Below are 18040 nucleotides of genomic sequence, written 5' to 3'. Positions count from 1 at the left end.
TTCAGGCAAAAGTTACTAAATATATGGCAATTAGCGCCATTCCAATTCCGATCCAATTTTTTTTGATTAAGTGCTCCTTAAAAACCCAAAGACCTATTAATGTTGATGCCATGACAATGGCAACATTATTTATGGTGAAAAAGGTAGAGCTCTCCATGTTTGGCGATTGGAGTGTTTTTATGATATAATATAAAGATGCATAGTTGGCCAATCCTAAAACAATCCCACCTAATATGCTCTTAACGTCAAATTGTGTTTGTTTTCTTAACAATTTAATCGCTAAGATGATAACTCCAATTGCACCAGCAAAACCGAAGACGAAGGCTGAAAACAGCGAAATGTGATTTTCTGAAATTGCGGTTTTTTGTAGGTAATTGATATAGGTGTCACTAATTCCCGATCCGAAGAAAAGTAACAACGGCAACATCAGGTTCTTTTTGAAATTGATATTGGTTTTTGATTTGATAGAAACAAGGTATACTGAAATCAAGGCCAAAACAATTCCGATAATTTTTTGAAGTCCGACACTTTCTTGATACAATAGAATTCCAGCAATAATGGGAATAATCACGCTCATTTTTGAGGCCACAGAAACTACGGAAAGTCCGTTTTTTTGAGCGGTTGTAGCCATCAGGGTGAAAAGTCCTATAAACATGGCGCCTACAATAACGCTTCCCCAAAACCAATCTGCATTAACAATGAAATTAGTCTCTAACGAGTTCTGACTGGTCGCAATTCCAAATCCAAAGGCTACAATATAGTTGATAACAATGGCCTGAAAGGTGTTCACATCAAACTTTTGCAGCAATTTAAAAATCACAAAAATCAGTAAGGATGCTGCAACGCTGAGAACCAAGTAGATCAAAATAATTCGCTTTTAGCAGAAAACAATGTTGTGATATCGTCAGTTTCAGGATTGATATGCCACGTGTGGATGCCTAATTTGCTCGCTGAAATGATGTTTTCTTCCGTGTCATCAATAAACAAAGATTCCGCTGCGTTGATGTTGTTTTCCTTTAAAACAAATTCGTAAATGTTCGGGTTTGGTTTGCGTAATTGAATTTCATGAGACAGGTAAAAGGCATCAAAACTATTTTTGAATTCTTCATAAAATCCAACATTTTCTTTAATCCAATTGATGTGCAACTCATTGGTATTGCTCAATAAAATAAGTTTGTACTTCTTTTCGGCAGCAAGTTGTTGCACATATTCTAATCTGTGATTTGGAAAATCTCTCAAAATATAATTCCAAGTGCCTATAATTTCATCTTCATCCAAATTAGGGAAATTGTCCATATAGAATTCTACGAATTCTTCGGTGGACATTAAGCCTTGTTCATAAAGTGTATTTATGGCATGAATTTCCTCTGACAATGAGTCCATTTCAAATAAATTGAGCGCTCTTTCCATGGCGCCTTTTTTGTCAAGGTTGATAAACACATCACCGAAATCAAAAATTAAATTCTTAATCATTTATAACTATTTTTAAAGTATCGTCTATTATTTTTTCTTTTGATATCAATGTGCCTGAGCATTTTGGAGCCGGTGTTCCGGAACCAAAGTTTACAGGTCCTGTGAAAATTCGTACTTCATCCCAAACATTTTCATCTATAAAGGTTTGCAGAGTTTGGCGTCCACCTTCAATAATGACAGAATTAATATCATTCTGAAAGAGAATTGTACAAATTTGCTGGGCAATGGTTTCTTTCGAATCCCATTTTATATCTTCTAAAATTTCAGTGCTATTTTGCTCAGATATGATGATTGTTTTTGCCTTTTCATCAAACACAGCAGCATCTTTTGGTAGCCTTGAATTTTTATCTAAAACAATCCGAATGGGATTCTTGCCAGACCAATCTCTGGCCGTTAAACTCGGGTTGTCTTCCAGAACAGTATTGGTGCCCACTAAAATGGCTTGTTCTTCAGTGCGCCATTTGTGCACCAATTGCCTGGATATTTGATTGGTAATCCAAACCGGTTTTTTCTCGTTTTTGGTTAATGGCGCAATAAAGCCATCGGCTGTTTCAGCCCATTTTAAAATAACGTAAGGACGTTGCTTGTTGTGAAATGTGAAAAAGCGTTTGTGATGTGTCTTGACTTCATCTTCCAAAACGCCTACAATAACGTCACATCCTGAAGCTATTAACTTTTCGATACCTCTACCAGCCACTTTACTATGGGTGTCAACGGTGCCGATAACTACTTTTGGGATTTTGTGTGTAATGATGGCGTCAGCGCAAGGAGGTGTTTTTCCAAAATGCGAACAAGGTTCCAACGTGACATAAAGTGTGGCGTGAGAAAGCAAGGATTGGTCCTTTACACTGTTAATAGCATTTACTTCGGCGTGAGCACCTCCATACGGACTTGTAAAGCCTTCGCCAATAATTTTGTGATCATGAACAATTACGCATCCCACCATCGGGTTGGGAGCTGTGGTGCCCAATCCATTTTTCGCAATGTCTATGCAGCGTCTTATGTATTTTTCATGTATATTCACTCCCGATAATTATAGGGACAAAAATAACATAATATCGTGAGCAAACCCCCTTTCATGATTAGAGAAATTAAAACTGAAGATGATGCGCAAGTGGCGCAAGTTATCCGTTCCGTGTTAGAAGAAATGGGTGTTCCAAAAGTTGGAACTGCTTATGAGGACAAAGCTCTTGATATGATGACCGCCACCTATGCTAAGAGTAAGAGTGCATATTTTGTAATAGAAGCTGAAGGAAAGATTATTGGAGGTGCAGGAATAGCGCCACTTGAGAATTTTGATGGTAACATTTGTGAACTGCAAAAAATGTATTTTTTACCAGAGGCAAGGGGAAAAGGTATTGGGGCTAAAATGATGGAAGTATGCCTACAGAATGCCAAGTCTCACGGATTTGAAAAATGCTATCTGGAAACCTTGCCTTATATGACGGATGCTACAAAGCTTTACGCTAAATTCGGTTTCGAAAATTTGGATGGACCCTTAGGAAATACGGGACATTATTCTTGTAATGTTTGGATGTTAAAAACTTTATAATGCTATTAAAAACACTACGAGAACACTTTTATACGTCTTTAGAACAGGACTATCCGGAAACGGAGATTCAATCATTTTTTAATCTGCTATCAGAATCAATTTTGAAACTGAAAGGTTTTGAAATCCCTTTAAATTTGTATGCATCCATTTCGGGTAAAAAGGTTGAAAAGTTTGATAACGCTATTAAACGACTCAAAAAACACGAGCCAATTCAATATATCATTGGTACTACTGAATTTTACGGACTTCTGTTTAATGTAAATGAAAGCACGTTGATACCAAGACCAGAAACAGAAGAATTGGTGGATTGGATTACAAATTCCACTTCTGAAAAGGAAGCTCTTTCTATACTTGATATTGGTACGGGAACGGGTTGTATTGCCATTTCCTTGGCAAAAAGCAAGCCTGATGCTTCTGTATTTGCCATTGATGTAAGTAAAAAAGCATTGGCGGTTGCTAAATCGAATGCGAAACTGAATACTGTTTCCACAGAATTTATTGAACTGGACATTTTAAATTGGGAGCATAATTCCGCTGATGTGGGAATAGATACTAAGAAATTTGACGTTATAGTTTCAAATCCGCCCTATGTTAGGGAATTGGAAAAAGCTGAAATGAGTGCCAACGTATTGAAGCATGAGCCCGCTTTGGCGCTTTATGTTGAGGATGATGATCCGCTTATTTTTTATACTGCGATAACTAAATTCGCACAGAAGCACCTCAATGCAAATGGACGGTTGTTTTTTGAAATCAACCAGTATTTAGGAGAAGAAATGATTCAGTTGCTTAAAACCTCAGGATTTGAATCTGTGGAGCTTAAAAAAGACATGTTCGGAAATGACCGAATGGTGTCAGGAGTGAAGAAGGCTACACTATAAATTTTCTACGCTTTCAATAAAATCATTTAGCGTTTTGGTTTTTAAATCGTTTATTGAAGTTGCTTCAGTTATAAAATCAATCTTTAGTGTTTGATTCGGGAGTAAATCGAAAAAATTATCGCTAAAATGTCCCTTTTCTATTGTGTGAAGAAAGACTCCTTTATGAAGTGTCTTAGAAAACAGTTCAATAGAAAATCCTTTGTCGGTCTTAACAATTCTTTTTTTAATTTCTTCTTTCTGAAGTTTTAGGTGTTTTGGTCTTGCCAAATAGTGGTATGCTGTTTCATCATTGAATGTGGAAACAATCACGACACTCGTTTTATCAAATGTAAAGCTGTTCAAATCTAAAACATGCTTTACTTCACTGCTGTTTTTAGCAACCTCAATATTTTTATTAAATGACCACAGTTCGTTACCGCTAAAATCAATTATTTGAATTTTAAGATTCCCTTTTTGAGGTTGTAACTTGTCATTGATGAGGTAAGTTTTTAAAGTATCGTTTTTAACATACGACGATATCAGCACATTTTTAAAGGCTTTCTTAGTGAAATAATGAAGAGCTTTCCAATTGCCCAAGTAATCAAGTCCTGCCCAAGATACTGAAGGCCACACATCGTTAAGTTGCCAATATAGGGTGCCCATTGTGTATGGTCTGGCACGTCGGTGAGCTTCAAAACCTTTATTCATTCCGTAAGCCTGTAGTAATTGACTCATATACACGTAATCCTCAGGTTGAGTTGGTACTGGAAAATCGCGCTGCATATAGTCCTTAATCAAATCAAAACCACGATCATGTTTTTGATGCGATAAAAATCCAATAGAAGACATGCTAATGGCATCCGATTGATTGACAAAGCGCATCGCTTCATAACTCGGAAAACCTTGAAACCCGAATTCGCTCATAAATCGAGGCACATTCTCTTCCAAATATTCAAATGGGTATCCGCTATGCCAAAGCCACCAATCGTGGGCGTCTCCTTCAGTCTTGTATAATGGATTGAGGCGTCCGTATTTTGGAGAACTCTCCCAATAGTCAGTCTTGGTGTGCGATTTTACAATATTTGGTAACATCGTATCGAAAACCTTGAGGTAATTATTCCAAATTTCTGTTTTTTCAGCGGCTGATCGTCCTCTTTGCCAGCCCCAATTATGCCAAGCTTCATTATTTTCATTATTACCACACCAAAGCGCGATTGATGCATGGTTTCGTAAACGCTTGACGTTGTCAATAGCTTCTTGTTTTACATTCTCTAAAAACTCCGCATCACCAGGATACATCGCACAGGCAAACATAAAGTCTTGCCAAACCAAAATACCCTTTTCATCGCATAGCTCGTAAAATAAATCATCTTCATAAATGCCGCCGCCCCAAACCCGGAGCATGTTCATATTGGCATCAACCACATTCTGAATTAGTTTTTCGTAATGGGCAGGTGTCACTTGATCCTGTAAACTGTGTTGTGGAATGTAATTAGAGCCTTTCATAAACACGTCAACACCATTCACTTTAAAATAAAAAGACTGACCAATGCTGTCCTTTTCTGAAACAAGTTCAATGGTTCGAATGCCCTTTTTTATGGAAATAGTGTCTAATGTTGTTCTGTTTTGTTTAGCGATGATTTTAATGTCGTATAAATAAGGTGTGCCTAAATTATGAGGCCACCATAACTTGGGGTTGTCAATTTGGAATTTCAGTTCAGAAGGATTGGCTGTCGTAACCACCGAATTTAAGGTGTCATTCACATGAATTTCATAAGTAATACTATCTGTAAGAGAAGAGGAAACCTCTAAATCGACTTTAAATTTAGCGTGTTTTTCTGAAAGTTCTATTTGCTCAATGTAGGCGTCACGGATTTTAAAATCGTTCCAAGCGGAGATGGTAATTGGCCTCCAAATTCCTGAAGTATTAAGTACTGGCCCCCAATCCCAACCATATTGAAACTGCGCTTTTCTTGTAAATATGCGGTTGCCTTCCGGTAATTCATACGGTATTTTGGCTTTTGCTATGGTTTCATAAGTAGACGTTTTCTCAAAAATGATATGGAGGTAATTATCCTTTTTCAAAAGTTTGGAGACGTCAACCTGAAATGTTCGAAAGGCATTATTAGATTTTAAAATAATGCTGTCATTCAAATAAACCGTAGCATAAGTGTCTAGACCTTCAAAATTAAGTTCAATATGTTTTTTGTTGAGAATGGATCTGTCAAGTTGGAATTCTGTTCGGTATTCCCAATCAGTGTTTGAAATCCATTGCAACTCCAAGGCATTGCTACCAATAAAAGGATCTTTTATAAAGTTGTTTCTTAACAGATCAGAATGGACATTTCCAGGTACGACGGCTTTAGACCATAAAGAATCTGTATGATTTTTAAACTGCCAATTGCTCGGAAGGTTAACAGTTTTAGGTATATCTTCGTTCTGACAACCGAAGCATAGCGAGAGAAAGAAGACTAAAAGTAGGCGATTAATCATTGATGAGTTTGAGCATTGCTGCAATCATTTCAGGGTTGGAAGCCATTTCTTGTCCGTCACTCAAAAATTTTGGTGTGTTCATTGGGACAGGTGCGGCAGTTTGTGCTTCAGGCAAAAGTACGGCGGAACAATGCACTTCTGTAAATCCGGCGCCTTTAAAAATTAAAATATTATTCCTATTAATTCCAGATCCCGGAAGAATGATCAATTTACCCTCTGCCATCTTATGCAATTGATTCAATATTAAAATGCCGTTTTCAGCAGAATTGCATTGGCCTGAAGTTAAAATCCGGTCAACTTTTAGATCGATTAATGTGTTTAAAGCTTCAAAAGGGTTTGGTGTCCAGTCAAATGCACGATGAAAAGTGAATGCCATCGGCTGTGCAAGTTCTACAAGTTCTTGTGTGCGTGCAGTATCAATGGAGTTGTCCAGATTTAAAATCCCTGAAACTATGCCTTGACAACCTAATTCTTTGCACATTTGAATATCCTGTTTCATAATTTCAAATTCTGCATCAGAATAGGTGAAATTACCGCTTCGAGGTCTAATCAGTACAAAAACGGGAATCGAAAGTTCTTGCATGACGTGTTTGATCAATCCATAAGAAGGAGTAACACCTCCAACGGCTAGTTCTGAGCATAATTCGATGCGATGTGCACCAGATTTTTGAGCTGTAATGGCAGATTGATAATTGGAGGCGCAGATTTCGAGTTGCATAGTGTTCTTGTGATTTTTAGGATGATAAGCCATTTTAATTCAGATGACCATCCAAAGTTCGCAATTTTTAAATAGATACAGTTAAGGTGTGATTAATTAATATGTAATTGAAGTTTGAATGATTGGATCGTTTTATCAAAAGGCGCAAGTTAAAAGTTGAAAATTTATGGGTAGTGGTGTAAATCGTCGATGAATGAGGCCTTTCTAGAATTCTGATAAAACTTCATTGCCCATCATTGCCTTGTACAGCATTTTAGTATCTTAGAGGCCTTAAAATTTCACACAAAAGTCAACTATTTTACAAGTCACTTAATGGATATTCAACAGCAAATTTTACAGCTTAGAGACGAACTTAATCAACATAATTACAATTACTATGTTTTAGATCAGCCTACAATCAGCGATTATGATTTTGATTTAAAATTAAAAGAATTGCAAGCGTTGGAGGAGGCGCACCCTGAGTTTGCTGATGAAAACTCGCCAACCAAACGCGTAGGTGGAGAAATCACTAAAAATTTTAATACTGTTGTTCATGAACATCGCATGTATTCTTTAGATAATTCCTATTCAAAGGAGGATTTGTTGGATTGGGAAACACGTGTTAAAAAGGTAATTGACGGGAACGTACAGTTTGTGTGCGAATTAAAATATGATGGTGCTTCAATTAGTCTGACCTATGAAAACGGGACGTTGCTAAAAGCGGTTACGCGAGGTGATGGTGTGCAAGGTGATGATGTTACGGCAAATATTAAGACCATTCGTTCGGTGCCATTGCGTTTAAAAGGCGATTATCCACCAAAATTTGACATTAGAGGGGAAATTGTATTGCCGTTTGAAGGGTTTCATAAAATGAACGAAGAGCGCATTGAAATCGGCGAGGAACCTTACAGAAATCCGAGAAATACAGCTTCTGGAAGTTTGAAACTGCAGGATAGTGCTGAGGTGGCTAAACGACCTTTGGAATGTTTACTTTATAACATTACAGGCAATAATTTAAATATTAGCACGCAGTTTGAAGGCTTGGAAAAGGCGCGAGCTTGGGGATTTAAAGTGCCCGGTGCTGCTGTTTTGGCAAATTCAATTGAAGAGGTTTTAGAGTTTATTGAGTATTGGAATGATCACAGGCATGAGCTTCCATATGAAACCGACGGTGTTGTGGTAAAGGTGAATGACTTGCATCAGCAGGACGAATTAGGGTATACTGCAAAAGCACCACGTTGGGCCATTGCTTACAAGTTTAAGGCTGAACAGGTGTCCACGCGACTAAATGAAATTACCTATCAGGTTGGACGTACGGGAGCAATTACTCCTGTGGCGAACTTGGAGCCTGTGGAATTGGCGGGAACTACGGTAAAACGAGCATCACTTCATAACGCCGATCAAATAGAAAAATTAGATATCAGAGTAGGGGATATTGTTTTTGTGGAAAAAGGAGGTGAGATCATTCCAAAGATCATTGCAGTCGACTTGTCGATGCGGCCGGATACTTCACAACCTACACAATACATTTCAAATTGCCCTGAATGCGGTACGGAATTGGTGAGGAACGAGGGTGAAGCACAGCATTATTGTCCGAATTATAATGGTTGCCAACCTCAAATTGTGGGGCGCATTCAGCATTTTATTTCTAGAAAGGCGATGGACATTGAGGGACTTGGCGGAGAAACCGTAGCCTTATTGGTAAAGGAGAATCTTATTAATAACTATTCTGATTTATATACGCTGACCAAGGAACAGGTGATTCCGCTAGAACGCATGGCCGAAAAAAGTGCAGATAATTTAATTAAAGGTATTGCGGCTTCTAAGGATATTCCTTTTGAACGCGTGTTGTATGCATTAGGAATTAGATATGTAGGAGAAACGGTCGCTAAAAAACTAGCGAAACATTATAAAACCATCGATAATTTGAGGCAAGCAACGGTACTGGATTTGGTAACGGTTGATGAAATCGGAATTCGAATTGCAGAAAGTGTGGTTGATTTCTTCGCTACGGAAAAGAATGTCATTATTGTTGAGCGTTTAAGGAATTTCGGGGTGCAATTGGAGATTTCTTCGGAACAATTGGCAAATCAGACCAATAAGTTAGAACACAAAATATTTGTGGTTTCAGGTGTTTTTGAATCTGTTTCTCGAGACGAATTAAAAAAACTTATTGAAAATAATGGCGGGAAGGTATCAGGATCAATTTCCTCAAAAACCAGTTATATCATTGCGGGAGATAATATGGGGCCAAGTAAGAAAACCAAGGCAGAACAGTTAAATATTCCGCTGATTTCAGAATATCAGTTTTTGGAGATGATAGGCTAAGTTTCTTACAATTTATGATATTTTATCGATAAAGTGTTTATTTTTTCGGTTTATATGTGAAAATTGTTTATGTTTGTGTTTAATTATCAGAGAAATGAATGATTTTTTATGGTTATAAGAAAAATTTTAACAGGTGTTCTCATTATGATATCTGTATTGTTTCTTGCATTTCAAATCTTTCAATTTGAAGTGGAAGCTGCCGGAATGAGAGTTTTATTGATCATATTTTTAACTACTCTATATTGTTATGAGGTTAAGAATAGGCGATTCTACTTTTTAGCATTTTTAACCACTTTTGGAATTGCCGAAATTATAAATTTTATAAGTTGTGTGGCTCCAGGCTTTCTTCGGACTGGCATTGATTATATTTATTACAGTGCCAATTCATTATACATTCTGTCTTACGTATTCCTTACGATACAGATATTACGTTCAATGAATCTCATGCACATCATTAAAAAGTTCCCATTTCATATTCTTATAATGGCCGTGTTGGACGTGTTTTTCGTGTTTATTGTTACCGATACAACGCTTGACCGACTTTCGTATACCCAATATTTCATGGAGTTTGTTTATAATTCCGTCATCATGATATTAATGACTGTCGCATTGATCAATTATATTGATAAGGATGACAAAAAATCCATTAACTTATTGATAGGGTCTGTATTTATCGTGTTTGCTGAAGTTATACAGTTGGCGTATTTTTATATAACCAACATTAATGTGCTTAATGTAATCTACTCTCTATTTATTTTGTTGGGCTTCCTGTTTTTCTTTTTACAATCTAGACTTAACTATCAGACTCCAGAAGACAAGAGGTTATATCAGGATTTGCTTTATTAAAGTCTTTTATAAAGGAATTATATCTCTTTTAAGTCTGTATTCTATTACAATCTCTTTTTATGTCATTCAGTCAATTTCCTAAGTTGATTAATTTCGACTTGTCCTGTTTTTAAAGGAGAAGTCAGATGGAATAATTAATTGTCTTTAAAAAGTCACTAGAGATATTCGGTCCTCACTTTAGAGTATGCAAATTAGTTTGTCGCGAGGACAGGTAACAGGTTGATCCTTATAGAGTCACAGTGGTTATTTGAAGTTTACGAAATAGATTTTAACTAATATTTTAACAATAAAATCGATGAAACGCAATAAAATTACGTTGAAATCCGGAAATTTTGTTATATTTGTTAAACCTACTTAACCCACTTTATCATGAACAGATGGCATGCCTTATTGCCCAATTGGGCAATATTCACTGTGTTGACTCTAATTGTTGTCCTCAACCTGATTTCATCCTATTTTCAGTTTTATTCCATATCAAATGCAATAACGTTGGCGTTAATTCCAGTTTTGTTGACCTCCTATTTCTATAAATTAAAATTTATGGAGACCGTCTTCTTTGCTATATTCATGCTTTATTTTTGTGGAATTGCATTTAATTTATTTCCTGATTTTAGCTTGTCAGAAAAGTTGTCTGAATCTTCATTTTTAGGTGCCTATGCGTTGATGATCTTCATAATGCTGGGAAGATTAAAACATGTTAAATTTGAAGGTGTTGTAACGTGGTATCTTGTAGTAGTTGCGATTATCAATACTTATTTGATGTATGCAATGTTTGCAAACGTAAAGGATTATTTTAATGACAGTGTCGTCATGACCTTAGCCGTAAGTAAAGGAATCATGTTGTTGATAATGGCGTTTCTCGCATTTGCAATTTACCTAAGCAAGGAAACCTCCCAGGCCATTATATTTTTGACTGTAGTGTGTTGTTTTGCATTTGCTGATGTCTTGGATTTTACAACAACAATGTATGTGCAATTCTGGGTATTTGAAGGCTTTCAGAAAGTACTTCAAGGTCTTGGTCTCTTTCTCTTATGTATTTACACCTACAATCATCAAGAGTATACGAAGGGAGTTCTTACAAATGATAGAACAGAATCTATTCGAAAGTCAAAGCAACTTACAGCGTAAGGTTAGACTAAAATTGAAACACCATCTGCCGATTTGTTTTTGTCACTATCAAAATAGAAGTCTATTTTACCGAGGTTAAGACCAAAACAGCCCGCTTGATTTACCAACACATCTTTACCCACACTGTTTTTTACAATGGTAGGTTTTTTAAGGAAAGTGTGTGTATGTCCGCCTATGAATAAATCAATATCTTTCGTTTTTGCTGCAACAGAAAGATCACTAGGTTTTTGAACGTTGTTTCTGTAATTATATCCTAAATGCGATAGGCAAATTACTAAATCACATTTTTCGTTTTCCTTTAATATGCGCGACATGTCTTGGGCAATTTCAATTGGATCGAGGTAAACAGTTTCCTTATACATTTGCTTGTCAACTAAACCTGCAAGCTCTATGCCCAAACCAAAAACACCAATTTTAATCCCATCCTTTACAAATATTTTGTACGGTTTTGAATGGGTGTCCATTATGGTGTTTGAAAAATCATAATTGGCACTTACAAAATCGAATTTTGCGTGCGGCAACTGCGCAAATAAACCTTCCAAGCCATTATCAAAATCGTGATTTCCGATGGTCGCAGCATCATACTTTAGCATGCTCATCAACTTAAATTCAAGTTCGCCACCATAATAGTTGAAATAGGGCGTGCCTTGAAAAATATCACCTGCATCCAATAGCAAGGTATTAGGATTCTCCCTTCTAATGCTTTCAATTAAAGTAGCTCTTCGTGCAACGCCACCTTGATTAGGATTTCGGCCATTTTCAGGTCCAAAAGCGTCAATATGGCTATGGACATCATTGGTGTGCAAAATTGTAATTTTCTTAGGGCTGCTTGCAAATGATTGTAGACCCAATCCTCCCAGTCCTACCAATGCTGTTGCTGCTGTTGTTTGCTGAATGAATGTTCTTCTTTTCATAACTTTAATAAAAAATATAATTATAGAATGGGGAGTTAATCTTTTAATTGAATAAATCGGTCATCTGCGACAGGATTTATCGTGTCAGTTTTCATAAAATAATCAATTAATGCATTTCTTATTTTATAGTCTAAAACAATAACCTCTTCGCTGCCTTTAAAAAAGTCCATGCCGTCGCCGCCATTTATTAAGTAATCATTAGTGGCAATATAGTACGTTTTATTGAAGTCGATTGGAGTTCCATTTATAGAGCTTTCAACCACTTTACCATCTTTGTTCAATAGTATTTTTAATTTTGATATTGGATGCGCTCGTTTGGCTTTCGATAGATATTCTAAAAGTTCTTGAACATGTGCCCCTGGTAATTTTGAAACTACGATGGAGTTTTCAAAAGGCATCACTTCAAAGGCTGTTCTTTTAGTAATTGGTCCTTTTGATATGATAGAACGGATGCCGCCATGGTTCAGTAGTACAAAATCAATATGTGCACCAGTTCTTGCAAATAACACAGGATCTGCTTGTTGGTAGACAACATCTGCCATTAAATTACCAATAGCGGTGTTTAAGTGCCCGTCAGCTTTAGAGTAGGTGTCCACTGAATAACCTAAAATGCTATCCAAATCGTTATTTATATGTTCTCTGTAAGGCTTAATGAAACTTTCAATGCTGGCGTTATTCTGTAAGCTATCAGTGATGATCAAGTTTTTGCCTTCAATTTTGTAAACAGATGAAGGTGTTTTACAAGAGATGCCTAAAAGCAGTCCCAAAACCAAAAAAATAAATTTAAATTTCATTGAATAACTTGTAAAATGTTAATTGATAAATGTGGCGTGTTTAGTACCTTTGTCAAAACAAAAGTAAATGATTTTAAAGGCATTTAGGGAAAAATCCATTCAAAAAATCACAAACAGACTATTAAGCTCTAAAAATGTTGCAATTAGTAATAAAAAATTAGAATCTGTTGGTGTAATCCTCGATGCTCGTGAATTTTCTGATGCTGAAGGATTTAAAAAATTCTTCAATGAATTGGGAGTGAAACTTCCAAAAATCACCATTATAATTTTTGTTGAAGACGAAAAGAAGGCCGATAAATTGTGGGGTAATTATTTCAGCAAAAAAGATTTTGGTTGGAATGGCACAGTCAAGCATGTAGAACTTCAAGCCTTTTTGGATACAGAATTTGATGCCCTTGTAAGTTTTTATAAAAATGATGCCTTAGAATTGAAAATGGCATCAGCACTTTCAAAAGCAAATTTCAAAATTGGACTTTCGGATGTAGATGATCGTTTGTACGATTTCATATTGGATGTTCAGACAGATCAGTTTGCTGTATTTAAAACCGAACTTCAAAAGTACTTAACCATATTAAATAAAATATAATGACAAAATTCCTTGGAACAGGTGTGGCATTGATTACACCGTTCAAATCTGATTTGAGTATTGACCATGAAGCTCTTGCAGGCATTGTAAATTACAATGTTGACAACGGCACTGAGTATTTGGTCATTTGTGGAACTACTGCAGAAAGTGTTACACTCTCTAAACAGGAAAAGAAGGATGTCACAGCTACTATAAAGAAGGCAAATAATGGAAGGTTGCCGTTGGTTCTAGGGATTGGAGGTAACAATACCGCGGAAATTATTGAAGAAATAAAGACTACGGATTTAGAGGGGATTGATGCGCTTTTATCAGTATCGCCATATTATACGAAGCCTACACAAGAAGGGGTTTACCAACATTTTAAGGCAATTTCTGAAATTTCACCAATTCCAATTATTCTTTACAATGTTCCAGGACGAACCGCGTCAAATATGTTACCTGAAACCACATTGCGACTGGCTAAGGACTTTAAGAACATTATAGGGATAAAAGAAGCTGGCAATAATGTGGGGCAATATTTACAACTTCTCAAAAACAAACCCGATGACTTTTTGATTATCTCTGGAGATGATGATTTGGCTTTGGGTGTTGTGCTAGCTGGTGGAGCAGGAGTGATTTCTGTGATTGGTCAAGCATTACCAAAAGAATTCTCACACATGATTCGTCTTGGATTGGAAGGAAAAGCAAAAGAAGCGTACCCAATTCATTTTAAGTTAATGGATGTTACGGCTCAAATATTTGAAGAAAACAATCCTGCTGGTATAAAAGCTGTTTTTGAGGCGCTTGGATTAGCAAAAGCTACTGTAAGATTACCATTGGTTGAAGCTACAGAAGGTTTGAAATCGAAAATCAAAAAAAGTGTTGCGCTTCTTAATTAGGAGAAGAAACGTTAAATATTACTTAAACGTCCATCTCGCTTGAATTCAACACTTATTTTAGCTTAAAATTTTTTGTTTTATAATACGTTATAAATGTGTACTTTTGCATTCTGTTTAAAATGTAGGAGTACCATTAAACATATCTTTAATTTATGACCATATTTAATCAGGTATTACATTTTAAAAACACAAAGAAGAACATTTATTGGATGAAAAACATTTGTTATACTTTATTGATCGCAGTAGTACTCTCCTCTTGTAGTGAATATCAAAAGGCTTTGAAATCTGAGGATATTGCTACAAAATTTAAAATGGGTACAGACCTATATGAGGCGGAGAAATATGGTAAAGCCAATAGATTGTTCGCTCAAATTGTACCACAATATAGAGGTAAGCCTCAAGCAGAAAAATTGATGTACATGTACTCCAATTCATTTTATAATATGAAGGATTACTACTTGGCGGGCTATCAATTTGAACGTTTTGCAGATCAATATCCTAAAAGTGAAAAGGCTGAAGAGGCGTCGTTTTTAGGGGCTAAGAGTTTTTATAAACTCTCACCTGTTTATAGTAAAGAGCAAAAAGAAACAAAAGTAGCTATTGAGAAGTTGCAGATGTTTATAAATAATTATCCTGATTCTCAGTATTTGCCTGAAGCAAATGCCTTAATTAAAGAGTTGGATTATAAATTGGAGAAAAAGGCTTTTGAAATTGCAAAGCTTTACAATAAAATCGCCAATTTTGAGTCTGCAGACTATGAAGCTTCTATAAAAGCGTTCGATAATTTTCTAATAGAATATCCTGGGACAAGCTTTAGAGAAGATGCTATGTATTACAGATTTGATTCTGCGTTCAAACTAGGAATCAATAGTATTGAGCGTAAAAGACAAGACCGTTTAAATACGGCAGTAAAATATTATAATGCTTTTAATAAGGCATACCCACAATCTCAGTATACTGCGGAGGTTGAAAGAATGAATAAAGAATTGCAAGCAGCAATCGAAACCTATAGTACAAAAAGTTAATTTTATATACACGATGGATTTAAAAAAGACCAATGCTCCAGTAAGTTCTATTACTTACAACCGTAATGAAATTGATGCGCCAACAGGAAATATCTATGAGGCCATCTCTGTCATCTCAAGAAGAGCGGAACAAATCAATACGGACATCCGTAGAGAACTTGTTGATAAGCTTGAAGAATTTGCGACTTATAACGATAGTCTTGAAGAAATCTTTGAGAACAAAGAGCAAATTGAAGTGTCTAAATTTTATGAGAAATTACCAAAACCTCACGCTCTTGCAGTTCAGGAATGGTTAGATGATAAAATTTATTTCAGAAACACTGACGACGATATTACAGAAGCATAATTAAGATGTCAATTTTAAGCGGCAAACATATACTCCTAGGCGTTACTGCCGGTATTGCTGCTTATAAGACAGCAAGCCTAGTCAGGTTATTCATAAAAGCAGGCGCACACGTAAAGGTCGTGATGACGCCTGCTTCTAAAGACTTCATTACACCTTTAACGCTTTCAACTTTATCTAAAAACCCTGTGTATTCATCATTTGTCAATGACGATGATGAAAACGCCACATGGAATAACCACGTCGAATTGGGGTTATGGGCCGATCTTTTTATAATCGCTCCAGCAACCGCAAATACGATGGCAAAAATGGCCAACGGTGTGTGTGATAATATGTTGATGGCAACCTATCTCTCAGCTAAATGTCCAGTTTATTTTGCGCCTGCAATGGACTTGGACATGTATAAGCATCAAAGCACATTGTCATCCTTCGAAACTTTAAAAAGTTTTGGTAACATTATGATTCCAGCAACCAGTGGCGAATTGGCCAGTGGGTTAGTAGGTGAGGGTAGAATGGCGGAACCTGAAGATATTGTTTCATTTATTGAACAGGATATTTTAGGTCAGTTGCCTCTTAGAGGTAAAAAGGTTCTTATTACCGCCGGACCAACTTATGAAGCTATTGATCCTGTTCGGTTTATTGGGAATCATTCGAGCGGGAAAATGGGATTTGAAATTGCTAAAGCGGCCGCCAATTGTGGTGCTGAGGTGATTTTAGTTTCGGGACCATCACACGAGACCGTTTCTCACAGTCTTATAAAAGTCATTAAAGTGGTGAGCGCTGCACAAATGTATGCTGCCGTTCATGATCATTTTGAATCAGTAGACATTGCTATTCTTTCGGCAGCAGTGGCAGACTATAGACCAAAACATGTTTCTGATATAAAAATTAAGAAGAAAGATCCATCCTTCAGTATTGAATTAGAAAAAACACAAGATATTCTCAAATCATTAGGTGAAGTTAAATCGCATCAATTTTTAGTTGGTTTTGCCTTAGAAACTAATAATGAATTGGAGAATGCAAAAGGAAAATTAAAAGCCAAGAATTTAAATTTAATTGTATTAAATTCGTTAAATGATGACGGCGCCGGTTTTGGAGGAGCTACTAACAAAGTTACTTTTATAACTGACGCACAAGACATCATTGAGCACGACTTAAAATCTAAAGAGGACGTCGCTGCAGATTTAATGAATCAAATTATAAAGCAAATCCATGCGTAAATTCATCTTTTTATTCTTTTTGGGCTGCACTTCTCTCATGTTTTCGCAAGAGTTGAATTGTAATTTGGTCGTCAATGCACAACAAACCGGTAATGAAAATGTGCAGGTTTTTAAAACATTAGAGCGTCAATTAACGGAGTTCATCAATAACACGCAATGGACTAATAAAACGTTTGGTCCTCAAGAGCGTATTGATTGTAGTATGGTAATTAATGTGCTGGATTACAACAGCGATTCTTTTCAGGCAACCATTCAGGTGCAATCTTCAAGACCTGTTTTTAACTCTACTTATAACACTCCAGTCTATAATTTTAATGATAGGAATTTTACATTTCAGTATTTAGAGTTCCAAAATTTAGTGTACAATCCTACACAATTTGAATCGAATTTAGTGTCTGTTTTGGCATACCATGTCTTTATGATTTTAGGATTGGATGCAGATACTTTTGAATTGAATGGTGGCGATCCATATTTTAAACAAGCACAAACCATTACCAATTATTCCCAACAAGGGAATTTTAAAGGTTGGAAATTGGAGGACGGACAGCAATCTCGGTTTGCGCTAATCGATAACGTGTTGTCTCCTACATTTAAGGAATTCAGAACGGTTATGTACAATTACCACCGTAACGGTTTGGATGTAATGGCGGACAATAATAAAAAAGCCAAAGAAACTATTGCCGATGTTTTTGATGATTTATCAGTGATGAACAGCAGGCGACCAAATTCATTTTTGATGCGTGTGTTTTTTGACGCCAAGGCCAATGAAATCCTCGATATTTTCAGCGACGGACCAAAAGTAAATATTACAGATATTAAAGATGTCCTCAATAAAGTAGCACCTACACATGCTTCAAAATGGCGTGAAATTAAATTCTAATATTAGATTTTAATTCGCCTAGGTTA

The 18040-nt window shown here is 36.3% G+C and carries 18 protein-coding genes; 11 read left to right on the top strand and 7 right to left on the bottom strand.

All coding sequences use genetic code 11. The features are described 5' to 3' along the window. Position 1 precedes the first annotated feature (1 nt). The 3 genes from Q0947_RS05095 to ribD are packed head-to-tail and all read right to left on the bottom strand — an operon-like array spanning position 2 to position 2497. Positions 2-865 carry a DMT family transporter gene (locus Q0947_RS05095; protein ID WP_299392616.1) on the bottom strand — a complete coding sequence of 288 codons (864 nt, stop codon included), beginning with the start codon at positions 863-865 and terminating at the stop codon, positions 2-4. Then, positions 862-1473: an HAD family phosphatase gene (locus Q0947_RS05090; RefSeq protein ID WP_299392611.1), complete on the bottom strand. Its 612-nt coding sequence runs from the start codon at positions 1471-1473 to the stop codon at positions 862-864. Before Q0947_RS05090 ends, Q0947_RS05095 begins: the two co-directional genes overlap by 4 nt. Continuing rightward, positions 1466-2497, bottom strand: a complete 1032-nt coding sequence (gene ribD, locus Q0947_RS05085; RefSeq protein ID WP_299392607.1) for a bifunctional diaminohydroxyphosphoribosylaminopyrimidine deaminase/5-amino-6-(5-phosphoribosylamino)uracil reductase RibD — start codon at positions 2495-2497, stop codon at positions 1466-1468. Before ribD ends, Q0947_RS05090 begins: the two co-directional genes overlap by 8 nt. Before the next feature lie 54 nt (positions 2498-2551). Between ribD and Q0947_RS05080 the strand changes: the two genes are divergently transcribed. Both Q0947_RS05080 and prmC read left to right on the top strand, forming a co-directional pair. After that, positions 2552-3025 (top strand): GNAT family N-acetyltransferase, encoded by a 474-nt coding sequence (locus tag Q0947_RS05080; protein ID WP_299392602.1) that lies wholly within the window; start codon positions 2552-2554, stop codon positions 3023-3025. Further along, complete coding sequence (gene prmC / locus Q0947_RS05075) at positions 3025-3903, top strand: peptide chain release factor N(5)-glutamine methyltransferase (RefSeq protein ID WP_299392597.1); 879 nt, start codon at positions 3025-3027, stop codon at positions 3901-3903. Before Q0947_RS05080 ends, prmC begins: the two co-directional genes overlap by 1 nt. Here the strand turns inward: prmC and Q0947_RS05070 are convergent. Further along, positions 3898-6375: a glycoside hydrolase family 2 protein gene (locus Q0947_RS05070; RefSeq protein ID WP_299392594.1), complete on the bottom strand. Its 2478-nt coding sequence runs from the start codon at positions 6373-6375 to the stop codon at positions 3898-3900. The genes prmC and Q0947_RS05070 overlap by 6 nt on opposite strands. Continuing rightward, positions 6368-7093 (bottom strand): copper homeostasis protein CutC, encoded by a 726-nt coding sequence (locus Q0947_RS05065; RefSeq protein ID WP_299392590.1) that lies wholly within the window; start codon positions 7091-7093, stop codon positions 6368-6370. Before Q0947_RS05065 ends, Q0947_RS05070 begins: the two co-directional genes overlap by 8 nt. A gap of 312 nt (positions 7094-7405) precedes the next feature. Between Q0947_RS05065 and ligA the strand changes: the two genes are divergently transcribed. From ligA to Q0947_RS05050, 3 genes are all read left to right on the top strand, one after another. Next, positions 7406-9400, top strand: coding sequence for an NAD-dependent DNA ligase LigA (gene ligA / locus Q0947_RS05060; protein ID WP_299392585.1), 1995 nt, complete (start codon positions 7406-7408; stop codon positions 9398-9400). A gap of 108 nt (positions 9401-9508) precedes the next feature. After that, positions 9509-10246 (top strand): hypothetical protein, encoded by a 738-nt coding sequence (locus Q0947_RS05055; protein ID WP_299392581.1) that lies wholly within the window; start codon positions 9509-9511, stop codon positions 10244-10246. 369 nt (positions 10247-10615) lie between these two features. Beyond that, entirely contained in the window at positions 10616-11374 is a 759-nt protein-coding gene (locus tag Q0947_RS05050) for a hypothetical protein (protein ID WP_299392576.1), read from the top strand. Between the two features lie 2 nt (positions 11375-11376). Here Q0947_RS05050 and Q0947_RS05045 read toward each other — a convergent pair whose 3' ends face one another. Continuing rightward, positions 11377-12288, bottom strand: coding sequence for a bifunctional UDP-sugar hydrolase/5'-nucleotidase (locus tag Q0947_RS05045; RefSeq protein ID WP_299392572.1), 912 nt, complete (start codon positions 12286-12288; stop codon positions 11377-11379). Positions 12289-12323: 35 nt separating this feature from the next. Then, positions 12324-13082 (bottom strand): 5'-nucleotidase, encoded by a 759-nt coding sequence (locus Q0947_RS05040; RefSeq protein WP_299392567.1) that lies wholly within the window; start codon positions 13080-13082, stop codon positions 12324-12326. A 67-nt stretch (positions 13083-13149) separates the two neighbouring features. Here Q0947_RS05040 and Q0947_RS05035 point away from each other — a divergent pair, with 67 nt between their 5' ends. The 6 genes from Q0947_RS05035 to Q0947_RS05010 all read left to right on the top strand — a co-directional run bounded on the left by Q0947_RS05035 (position 13150) and on the right by Q0947_RS05010 (position 18014). Then, entirely contained in the window at positions 13150-13668 is a 519-nt protein-coding gene (locus tag Q0947_RS05035; RefSeq protein ID WP_299392563.1) for a hypothetical protein, read from the top strand. After that, positions 13668-14546: a 4-hydroxy-tetrahydrodipicolinate synthase gene (gene dapA / locus Q0947_RS05030; protein ID WP_299392560.1), complete on the top strand. Its 879-nt coding sequence runs from the start codon at positions 13668-13670 to the stop codon at positions 14544-14546. The genes Q0947_RS05035 and dapA overlap by 1 nt, the downstream gene beginning before the upstream one ends. 209 nt (positions 14547-14755) lie before the next feature. Beyond that, the gene (gene bamD, locus Q0947_RS05025) at positions 14756-15571 is read left to right on the top strand and encodes an outer membrane protein assembly factor BamD (RefSeq protein WP_299392557.1); all 816 of its coding nucleotides are present in this window, start codon (positions 14756-14758) and stop codon (positions 15569-15571) included. Between the two features lie 13 nt (positions 15572-15584). Further along, complete coding sequence (locus tag Q0947_RS05020) at positions 15585-15917, top strand: DNA-directed RNA polymerase subunit omega (RefSeq protein WP_299392552.1); 333 nt, start codon at positions 15585-15587, stop codon at positions 15915-15917. Positions 15918-15922: 5 nt separating this feature from the next. Continuing rightward, positions 15923-17134, top strand: a complete 1212-nt coding sequence (gene coaBC / locus Q0947_RS05015) for a bifunctional phosphopantothenoylcysteine decarboxylase/phosphopantothenate--cysteine ligase CoaBC (RefSeq protein ID WP_299392548.1) — start codon at positions 15923-15925, stop codon at positions 17132-17134. Continuing rightward, positions 17127-18014, top strand: coding sequence for a DUF4835 family protein (locus tag Q0947_RS05010; protein ID WP_299392545.1), 888 nt, complete (start codon positions 17127-17129; stop codon positions 18012-18014). Before coaBC ends, Q0947_RS05010 begins: the two co-directional genes overlap by 8 nt. The last annotated feature ends 26 nt before the right edge of the window (positions 18015-18040 follow it).

Source organism: uncultured Gelidibacter sp. (genome assembly GCF_947500795.1).
GTDB lineage: Bacteria > Bacteroidota > Bacteroidia > Flavobacteriales > Flavobacteriaceae > Gelidibacter.
This window is presented reverse-complemented; position numbering and strand designations above follow the sequence as displayed.